The sequence below is a fragment of the Xanthomonas vasicola genome (genome assembly GCF_000772705.2).
Lineage (GTDB): Bacteria > Pseudomonadota > Gammaproteobacteria > Xanthomonadales > Xanthomonadaceae > Xanthomonas > Xanthomonas vasicola.
Genome location: NZ_JSBW02000021.1, coordinates 74,175 through 82,788, shown reverse-complemented (window position 1 = coordinate 82,788; position 8,614 = coordinate 74,175). Strand labels below are relative to the sequence as shown.

Here is an 8,614-nt window from a genome sequence, read left to right as displayed (position 1 = left end):
CGTGATCGGCGTTCTTGGTCGAACTGGGTGCAGCGATCAGCGTCGCATCGACGATCGTGCCCGACCGCAGGCTCTGGCCCTTGCGCGCCAGATGCGCGTTGACCGCTTCCAGCATCCGCGCGGCAAGGCCATGGGTCTCCAGCAGGCGCCGAAAGTTGAGAATCGTGGTCGCGTCGGGAATGTCGTCCAACCCGCCGAGCTGGGCAAATCGCCGTAAGGTCGGAATCTCGTGCAGCGCTTCTTCCATCGCCGGATCGCTCAACGCATACCACTGCTGCAGCAGATGAATCCGCAACATCGTCGCCAGGGCGTATGGCTGCCGCCCTGGCCGCCCCCGACACCGGATAGTGCGGCGCGATCAGCCCGAGCAGTTGCTGCCACGGAACGACCTGCACCATCTCGGCCAGGAAGATCTCCCGCCGGGTCTGCTTGCGCTTGCCCAGGCCCTCAGCATCACCGAACGTCAGTTGCATGGATGAATCCTCAACATGAGGCGGGTAGTGTCGCGTATCTGTGGTGCGTTGATCAGACCTTCCTTAGCGTCTCTCAGGGGATAATGGTTCGTATCACAGAACGACATGCGTGCTAGCGAGTCAGAAGCACGTAATGCAGTGCTTGCCGCATAAACACCGACTATCTCCACTGGTCCTTGCCCGCTCACCGTCGCGGGACCCTTGGCGGCATGGATGCCGCCAAGGAGCCTAAAGGACGTACTTGCGGCGTGTCCTGCGGTGGTGGGCGGGCAAGGGCCTCGCCGTAAAGTCGCAGCGCCAATGCCCTTTGCCCAATTCATCGCATCTGTCCGCTATGTAAGCGCTATTGGGCTAGAACTTCAAATCCACACGCGCATACCAGAACCGTCCACCGGGGATGTCGTAGGTGGATGCGTCGTAGCCATTGAGAGAGCACGACAGGCAAATCGGCGGATCGTTATCGAACACGTTGTTCAAGCCGGCAGTGAGTTGCAGACCTTTGAGCCAATCGACGCGATAGCCCACTTGCGCATCGTGATAGGTAATCGCATCCAACCGGTTGGTGCCCACCGACGGATCAGAACACACCACAAACTCCGCCGCGTCGCCGCATTGCTCGGTGAGCTTGGAGATGTGCCGCGCGGTCCACGATGCCGTCCAGTTGCCCAGCGACCAATCCAGGACCGCGTTGCTGGTCCATTCCGGAATTGCGCTGTCGACCACCTCGATACCCGGCCCTTGCGGCTGCCGCTGACCTGCTGCGCCTAGCGCCTCGTAACGGCCCACCAAAGTGTTCTGCCACGACAGCTTGAAGCGCCCGAACGCGGTTTCCGGCAGGGTCCAGAACAGATCCACGTCCCAACCGTCGGTCTTGATCGAGCCCAGATTGGTCAGCCGATTGTTGAAGGCATTGATGCCACCGGTGGATGCCCGCCCGATGCCATTGCAGTACAAGCTATCCAGCGTATCCACGCACAGATCCAGCTGGGTCTGCGCATTGATCGCCTGGATCGCACCATCCACATGATGGCGATAGAACGTCACCTCCAGATCGAGGCGATCGGACCAACTGGCATTGCTTGCAAAGCCAGGGCTGAAGACCAAACCCGCACTGAAACTGCGCGAACGCTCCGGATCCAGTTGCTCGTTACCGCCCGTGGTAACCGAGATCTGCTGATTGGCCTGCTGATAGCCAGCAGGCACGCCGAGCGCCGCACAGTTGGCCGCACTGCCACGCGGCGCGGTGCCGCCCAGACCGATCGAGCAGGGATCCGACAGCTGCAAGTCCGCACGCGCCGCCGAACCGAACAACTCGCCGATGGTCGGCGCACGGAACCCTTCTGCATAACTGGTGCGCAACACCAACTCATCGGTGACCTGCCAACGCAGACCATACTTCGGCGTGAACTCGCCGCCGAATGTCGAATAGTCCGAATAGCGCCCGGCAATATTCAAATCCAGCTTGTCGCCCAATGACGCGTTGGCAAAGATCGGAATATTGAGCTCGAGATACGCCTCGTTAACGTCGTAGCTGCCCGAGGTGGGCAACGATGGCACGCCGTTGTAACGCCCGGCCACGGTGAGCGGATCGGGTTGATAAGAACCTTCGTACTTGCGGTATTCGTACCCGCTGGCAAACGACACCGCACCGCCCGGCAACTGGAAAACTCGCTGCTGAGGTTGGCGGTAAACAGGCTCAATTCGTTCTGGCTGCGGTCGCGCACCACCGGCTGGATCCAGCGCAACATCTCCGGCGTGATGCTGCCGGCGCCGCTGAAAATATCCAACGGCACGCAGCCGGCCACGGCCGCGCAGCCAGCCGGGTCGCCGAGCGCCAGGTTGATGTTGTAGAGGTGGTAGCTGCCGTAGTTGGTCTGCTCGGCCTTGTTCTTGCTGTACATGCCGTTGACGTCCCAGAACCAGGTTCGCCCTGCGCCTTCGAACGTGCCGACCAGGCCGGTGCCGAAATACTGCGTATCGACCTGTTGCTCGTAACGCCGCGGCCCGCCTTCCACCGGCCTGCGACCGATCTGGATCAGATTGGTGGCCGAATCCAGATCGAATCCGAACGGGTTGAACGGGTTGAGCGCGGAGATCACGATGTTGTCGGCCAGCGGGTTGCCGGTGCCGGCATCGGGCCCGAGGAAGATGGGCTCCGGTGCGGCCTGGTTGGTCGATTCGCGCCGGTTGCCCAACGCCTTGACGTACCACTGCACGTCGTCATTGAAATAGTAGCGGAACTGCGCGAACACGCCCTTGCGCTCGGACGGTGTCAGCAACAGATTCTGCTCGGCGAAGTTGTAGCGGTCTGCGGTGCCGAAGCAGTGATAGTCGTCGCTGCGCGTGCAACCGCCGCTGCCATCGTATTGCGGTGTGCCCACCCCGGCATTGGGCGTGAGGTTCTGGCGCACGCCGGTGTTGGGATCGACGAACTGGAAGCGGCCATCCGGCGTTGCCGAGCTGGCGAAGGTCAGCCCGGTACCAGGAATCGGGAAGCGGGCCTGCGCACGATCGCGCGCATAGATCGGATCCTGTTTGACATAGCTTGCGCCCAAAAACAGGCTGAAATTCTCTCCACTTTTGCCCCAGGCCAGATCCATGCCCTGATTGGCGCCATCGCCCTTGCCGTATTGCCCGTAGTTGAGCGTGACTTGCGCACCGTCGAAGCTGCGACGGGTGATGATGTTGACCACACCGGCAATCGCATCGGAGCCGTACAACGACGAAGCGCCGTCTTCGAGCACTTCGATGCGCTCCACGATCGCCAGCGGAATGGTGCTGAGATCGGTCGACGAACCCACACCGGACGCGGAGGATTCATTGACCCAGCGAATGCCATCGACCAAGACCAGCACGCGCTTGGAACCGAGATGGCGCAGATCCACCTGCGCCGAGCCGGCGCCCACACCGCCGCCATCGGGTGGAAAACCGAAGTTGCCGGACGAATTGAATTTGGCGTTGAGCGCCGAACCGGACGCGGTGAGCTCCTGCAGCACTTCGCCGATGGAGGTCAGGCCGGTGCGTTCGATATCGGCGCGGTTGAGCGTCTGGATCGGTACCTGGCCCTGCAATTCGGCGGTTTTGATGCGCGTGCCGGTGACCTGCACGCTGTCGAGCGTGCGCGTGCTCGGTGCGGCCTCAGGCGGTTGCGCCCAGGCGAGTGCGGGAATCAGACACAATGACAACTGCACAGCCAAGCATGACCGATAAGGGCCAATCAGACGCTTCATCCTTTCTCTCTCCAGAAGGATTTCGAGTGTCCGCACGCCCCCGTGCCGGCGGTCCGCGCCAATTCTTAAACGAAACATTAACGTGCTGCAACTAGCGATGCAGCAGCGCGCTCGTGTCGCAATAGTGACCACGGCGTGCCCTCTGCATGCACGTGCGTGTTTGACTTACCGCGCATGTAAACGAGTGCAGCGTCGCCATCAGGCCCGCGATGCGTATTCACTCGGGGGCTCAGGCGTGCTTCGCTATCATTGCACCATGACTTACGCCCCCCGCCTTGCCACTGTTTTCATCTGCCTGCTGTGCTTTGGCAGCACTGCGCTGCGTGCGCAAACGCTCGACCCGCAACTGACTGCCATGCGCGATGCCATCGCGGCCGCAGAGCGCGGCCAGAGCGATGCCGTTCAGCTCGCTGCATTGAGCCGCCACCCGCTGTATGAATGGCTGGAATTTGCGACGCTCAAGCGCAACATCGACACCGTCTCCAATGCGCAGGCGCAGGGGTTTCTACAGCGCTATGCCGGCCAACCGGTGGCCGAGAGCTTCCGCAGCACCTGGTTGCCGGCAGTGGCGCGTCGGCAGGACTGGAACACACTGCTGGCCTATTGGAAGTCCACCGACAACCTCGGCCTGCGCTGTGCACAGCTGACCGCGCGCCTGGCCACTGGCAAGGCCGATGCGCAGTGGAGCCGCGATGCGCTGACGCTGTGGCGCAACGGCAAGGCGCTGCCCGATGCCTGCGACGCGGTGGTTGCCGGGCTGGAATCGCGTGGCGACCTCACTCCCGCGCTGCGCTGGGAGCGGGTGGAGGCTGCTGCCGATGCGCAGCTGCCTGCGGTCATGCGCACGGCTGCTCGCGGCCTGCCCGCCACCGATCTGGCGCTGGCCACCGATTACGCTGCGTTTCTGGACAAGGTGCACCCGCGTGCACTGAGCTGGCCGAAGACCGAACGCAGCCGCCGCATCGCGGTCGATGGTCTGGCCAAGCTGGCCAAGAGCGATCCGGATGCTGCCGAACAGCAGTTGCCGCAGCTCGCCAGTGCGCTGGGTTTCAGTGAGGCGCAGCGCGGGCAGGTGCTGTATCAGATCGCGTTGTGGACCGTCGCCTCGTATCTGCCGGATTCGGCACGTCGGCTCAACGCCGTGCCAGATGGGTCCTACGACGAGCGCCTGCACGAATGGCGCGCACGCGAGGCGATGTCGCGCGGCGACTGGCCAGCAGCGTTGGCTGCGATTCGCAAGATGCCGGCAAGTCAGCGCAGCGATTCGCGTTGGCAGTATTTCGAAGCGCGCCTCGCCGAAAAGACCGGCGCTGCCGCGGCCGCACAGCCGCTGTACCGCGCCGCTGCGCAATCGCCGACCTTCTACGGCTTCCTGGCTGCCGACCGCCTGCAGCAGCCGTACCGGTTGTGCCCGTGGGAGCCCAACGACAGCCCGCAAGCGAAAGCGGCCGTTGCACGCGACCCGGCCTTGATCCGTGCAATTGCCTTGTTCCAGATCGACCGTCCCGGCTGGGCCGTGGCCGAGTGGAACGATGCCGCCACCCGCTTCGACGACACCCAACGCCGTCTGGCAGTGGAAGTGGCCAGTGACAACGGTTGGTTCGACCGCGCGGTGTTCGCGCTCGGCAAGCAGCCGGACGAACAACGTCTCTATTCGCTGCGCTTCCCACTGCACCACGACGACACCATTCGCCGCGAAGCCGCCAAGAACGCAATCGACCCGGCCTGGCTGGCCGGAGAGATTCGTGCCGAAAGCATTTTCAATCCGCGCGCGCGCTCACCGGCCAACGCAATGGGCCTGATGCAGGTGTTGCCTGGTACCGGCGCGGCCGTCGCCAAGGGCATCGCCCTGCCCGGCTATGCCGGCGCTACCAGCCTGTACGAGCCAGACACCAACATCGCCATTGGCACGGCGTATCTGCGCCAGTTGCTCAACACCTACGGGCTACCCTATCTCACCATCGCCGCCTACAACGCAGGTCCCGGACCCACCGGGCGCTGGCAGTCGCAACGCCCAAATTTCGATCCGGATTTCTGGATCGAAACCATCAGCTACAAGGAAGCTCGCGAATATGTCGCGCGCGTGTTGGCCTTCAGCGTGATCTACGACTGGCGCCTCAACGGCGACATGCTGCCGCTGAGCGACCGACTGATGGGTAAGCTGGTGGACAAGCGCCTCAAGCCGGTGTGCACTCCCGGCCAGGCTGCGAATAATGCGGCGCAGGATTGAGCCACGTCAGGCAACGTGCACGGCCGCTGGATTTGATCGAGTGCGCGATGCCCTTGCCGCTCGCGGGACACGCCGTAAATCCATCCCCGTAGGCTCGATGGCGGCATGCATGCCGCCATCGGTCCGGCAATCGGCAAGCACACCGCACCAGAAAGTGAGTTGGCAGTTTTCTTAAAATCTCTTCGGTTGCTCTGCTTGACTTGGCAGGCTCATAGGACATGCAGCTACACCAACACTGTCCGTTATGCCCTGACTGCAAACAGGCACACCGACCAATTCATCCGGTCTTCGCCCACCCACCGTCGCCGGACCTTACGCGGTATGGATGCCGCATCGGGCATCATGTGCTGATGAAGATCTATCTCGTTGGCGGCGCAGTCCGCGATGCATTGCTTGGTCAGCCCGCTGGCGACCGCGACTGGGTGGTGGTCGGTGCCGATCAGGCGCAGATGGAAGCGCAGGGATTCAAACCGGTCGGTAAGGATTTCCCGGTGTTTCTGCACCCGCGCAGCGGCGAGGAGTACGCACTGGCACGCACAGAGCGCAAGTCCGGCCGCGGATATCGTGGATTTGTGGTGGATGCCGATCCGTCGGTGACGCTGGAAGAGGATCTGCTGCGCCGCGATTTCACCATCAACGCGATCGCGCGTGACGAAGACACGGGCGAGTTGTTCGACCCGTACAACGGTATACGCGATCTGCAGGCGCGCGTATTGCGGCATGTCGGCCCGGCGTTTGTCGAAGATCCCGTGCGCGTGTTGCGTGCAGCGCGCTTCATGGCACGGCTCGCGCCGCTGGGCTTCACCATCGCGCCGGAAACTGCAGCGCTAATGCGGGAAATGGCTGCCAGCGGCGAATTGGATAGTTTGGTGCCGGAGCGTGTCTGGCAGGAGCTGCGGCGCGCATTGACCTGCGCACAGCCGTCGGCGTTGCTGCGCACGCTGCACGACACCGCTGCACTGCGCGTCATCCTGCCGGAAATCGATGCGCTGTACGGCGTACCGCAGCGCGCTGAATTCCATCCGGAAGTGGACACCGGCATTCACCAGGAAATGGTCAGCGACATGGCGGCGCGCATCGCGCCTGGGGATGCGTTGGTGGGCTTTGCCGCACTGACTCATGACCTGGGCAAGGCACTCACGCCGCCAGAGGAATGGCCGCGCCATGTCATGCATGAGCAACGCGGCGTCGCGCCATTGCAGGCGCTGTGCGAGCGGCTCAAGGTGCCTCAGGACCATCGGCAACTTGCCGTCATCGCCTGCCGTGAACACTTGAATGTGCATCGCCTGCCCGAGCTACGCGACCGCACCGTGCACGAGTTGCTGGTGCGCTGCGATGCGTTCCGCCGGCCGGAGCGTATCGCGCAGCTGGCATTGGTGTGCGAAGCCGACAAACGTGGACGCCTTGGCAGTGAAGAGGCAGCGTACCCGCAAGGCGAAGAACTCAAACGACTGCACGCCGCCGCGCTGGCGATCAATGCGCGTGATCTGGCAGCCGAGGGATTGCAAGGGCCACAGATCGGCGAGGCGCTGACGAAGGCACGTGTCGCGGCAATTGCGGCAGCGCGAAAGACCGGCACATAGCCAGATGCATTGCGCATCCGATGCAGTGACACGACGTTGATGCGAGAGCGCCAAGAACACCGTTATTCCAGCAAGCTGCGCTGGTGAGAAATCACTCCGATCGAAATCAGGAATCTTGGCTGGCGTGGCATGTCCGCGATTAAGTGCGGCCGGCAAAACGTAGCGATACGTTGCCAGCTGCGTGCAGGCGGCGTAGTCGTGCCGCCGTGCACGAGTGCCACCTGCCGTTTGCTGGAACGACCGCACCTGCCTGTCGGCTACGCGGTGGTTTATTTGCTACTTTGAATAAAGGGCGGCTGCACTCACGCAGCCGCCCGAGCATTCATCACAGCTTGAAATTCAGACTCAGCATGAAAGAGCGACCGTTCTTGTAGATGTAGTACGGCTGGTTCTTGTTGCCGATGTAGCTGAAGTAGCTGAAGTAGGTTTCATCCAGCAGGTTGGTGGCTTCCAGCGCAACCCGCAAGCGCTCGGTGGCCTGGTAACCGAATGATGCATCCACTTGCGTAAACGCATCGGTCATCTGCTGCCCGTTGAGCCGGCCGATCTCGGTGAAGTATTCGGAACGCCAGCCCAGATTCACCCGCGCGCTCCACTTGCCTTGCTCGTAGTACGGGCTGATGTTGTACGCATTGCGCGAGTTGTACGGCAGGCTGTAGTCGCCATCGGTCTTGGAATCGGAATAGGTGTAGTTGGCCACCACGCCGAAGCCAGTGCCGAAATTGTGCTGCAGAGTGAGCGCGACACCGCGCACCTTGGCATCGCCGGCGTTGGTGGGCACCGATGTCTGATACGTGCTCAAACCGCCGGTGGCGTTGCGATATCCGGCCAGGTGCCTGCATGCAGACGAAGCGAAACGCACAGCTTGCCCATACTTGCAAGCCGGACCTGGGTGCGCGCATCGCTACGCTCGCCCCCCTTGCGCACAATCCGCGAAATGATGCTGCGTTGCCTGCCTCTCCACAGAACCGGCAACGAATGACACAGCAGGTCAGAACCTGACGCGCCTCATGCCCGGCATGCGTCGCCCCGAAATCACCACCCGCGACAGAAAACGGTCACAAGGCCCCACCACGGTCATCGCCAGTTCGAATCGAA

The 8,614-nt window shown here is 62.5% G+C and carries 3 protein-coding genes and 3 pseudogenes; 2 read left to right on the top strand and 4 right to left on the bottom strand.

Features of this window, described 5'->3' with window-relative positions; translation table 11 throughout:
* The 3 genes and pseudogenes from NX05_RS04355 to NX05_RS25215 form a co-directional block, all read right to left on the bottom strand.
* Positions 1–473 (bottom strand): annotated as a pseudogene (locus tag NX05_RS04355) (IS5 family transposase); the annotation flags it as partial.
* A gap of 351 nt (positions 474–824) precedes the next feature.
* Entirely contained in the window at positions 825–2,684 is a 1,860-nt protein-coding gene (locus NX05_RS25220) for a TonB-dependent receptor domain-containing protein (protein ID WP_338108262.1), read from the bottom strand.
* A 539-nt stretch (positions 2,685–3,223) separates the two neighbouring features.
* Positions 3,224–3,703, bottom strand: a pseudogene (locus NX05_RS25215) (TonB-dependent receptor plug domain-containing protein); the annotation flags it as partial.
* 256 nt (positions 3,704–3,959) lie between these two features.
* Here NX05_RS25215 and NX05_RS04345 point away from each other — a divergent pair.
* Positions 3,960–5,933 carry a transglycosylase SLT domain-containing protein gene (locus tag NX05_RS04345; RefSeq protein WP_039431712.1) on the top strand — a complete coding sequence of 658 codons (1,974 nt, stop codon included), beginning with the start codon at positions 3,960–3,962 and terminating at the stop codon, positions 5,931–5,933.
* Positions 5,934–6,283: 350 nt separating this feature from the next.
* A complete protein-coding gene (locus tag NX05_RS04340) occupies positions 6,284–7,516 on the top strand; it encodes a multifunctional CCA addition/repair protein (RefSeq protein ID WP_039431715.1) in 1,233 nt (410 codons plus the stop codon).
* Between the two features lie 325 nt (positions 7,517–7,841).
* Here the strand turns inward: NX05_RS04340 and NX05_RS04335 are convergent.
* A pseudogene (locus tag NX05_RS04335) lies at positions 7,842–8,339 on the bottom strand (TonB-dependent receptor domain-containing protein); the annotation flags it as partial.
* Positions 8,340–8,614 lie beyond the last annotated feature (275 nt).